Raw genomic sequence first — 1,157 nt, 5'->3', positions numbered from 1 at the left:
CCGCAGACCCCGCTCAATCCGCCGTCGCACCGAGGAGTGCCACCGTGCCGGTCATTTCCGCTCCGCACGAATTCAACGAGGAGGACCTCTACGTCGACCTGGAACCCGTGTTCGGCACCTCGCTGTACCTCAAGTGCGAGGGGTTCAACTTCGCGGGTTCGGTCAAGCTGAAGGCCGCCGTGCGGATGGTCACCGCCGCCGAGCGTGCCAAGGCACTGGTGCCGGGACGGCTGCTGGTCGAGTCCTCTTCCGGGAATCTCGGCGTCGCGCTGAGTGTGGTCGCGGCAAGCCGTGGCTACGAATTCGTCTGCGTGACCGACTCCCGCTGCAATCTCTCCACCCGGCGCCTGATGGAGGCGCTGGGAGCTCGCGTGCACATCATCACCGAACCGGAGGCCGAGGGCGGTTTCCTGGCGGCACGCCTGAACTACATCCGGGCGCTGTGCGCCTCCGACAGCCGCTATCTCTGGCTCAACCAGTACGCCAATCCGGGTAACTGGGCCGCGCACTACGCCTCGACCGCCCCGGCCATCGTCCGCCAGTTCCCTGGTCTGGACGTGCTGTTCGTCGGCGCCGGCACCACCGGAACGCTGATGGGCTGCGCCCGTTTCCTGCGCGAATGGCACCGGCCGGTCCGCATCGTCGCGGTGGACGCCGTGGGCTCGCAGACCTTCGGCGGCCCGCCCGCCCGGCGGATGATCCCGGGACTGGGCACCAACGTCCGCCCCGCGATCCTCGACGAATCCTTTGTGGACGATGTGGTGCACGTGTCCGAGCCCGACACGATCCGCGCGTGTCACCGGCTGGCCCGGCGGGGGTTCCTGTTCGGTGGCTCGACCGGCACGGTGATCAGCGGTGCGATCCGCTGGCTCGCCGAGAACGACGCGAGCGGCGCCACCGCCGTCGCCATCGCGCCCGACCTCGGTGAGAGGTACCTCGACACCGTCTACCAGAGCAACTGGCTGCGCGACCTCTACGGCGAGGACGTGCTCCAGCCGGACGAGTTGCCCGCGGAGTCACTGCCGACCTGAGCCCCAGGGGGCCGCGGGCGCCGTGAAGGGTCCCTTCACAGTCAAATCGACTGTGAAGGGACCCTTGAGTTTTAACGTTTGGTTTTGGTTTTTGTCTTGTTTTGTCCGCGTCGGCTGTTTTTGCGG

Annotated in this window: 1 protein-coding gene; it reads left to right on the top strand. The window is 67.3% G+C overall.

Features of this window, described 5'->3' with window-relative positions; genetic code table 11:
* Positions 1 to 44: 44 nt before the first annotated feature.
* Complete coding sequence (gene sbnA, locus FNH05_RS37580; RefSeq protein WP_144593568.1) at positions 45 to 1,031, top strand: 2,3-diaminopropionate biosynthesis protein SbnA; 987 nt, start codon at positions 45 to 47, stop codon at positions 1,029 to 1,031.
* Positions 1,032 to 1,157: the final 126 nt, after the last annotated feature.

The organism is Amycolatopsis rhizosphaerae (assembly GCF_007713715.1).
In the GTDB taxonomy this organism is placed as follows: Bacteria; Actinomycetota; Actinomycetes; order Mycobacteriales; family Pseudonocardiaceae; genus Amycolatopsis_E; species Amycolatopsis_E rhizosphaerae.
The sequence above is the reverse complement of the archived record's forward strand: the minus strand, read 5'-3'. Positions and strand labels throughout refer to the sequence as shown.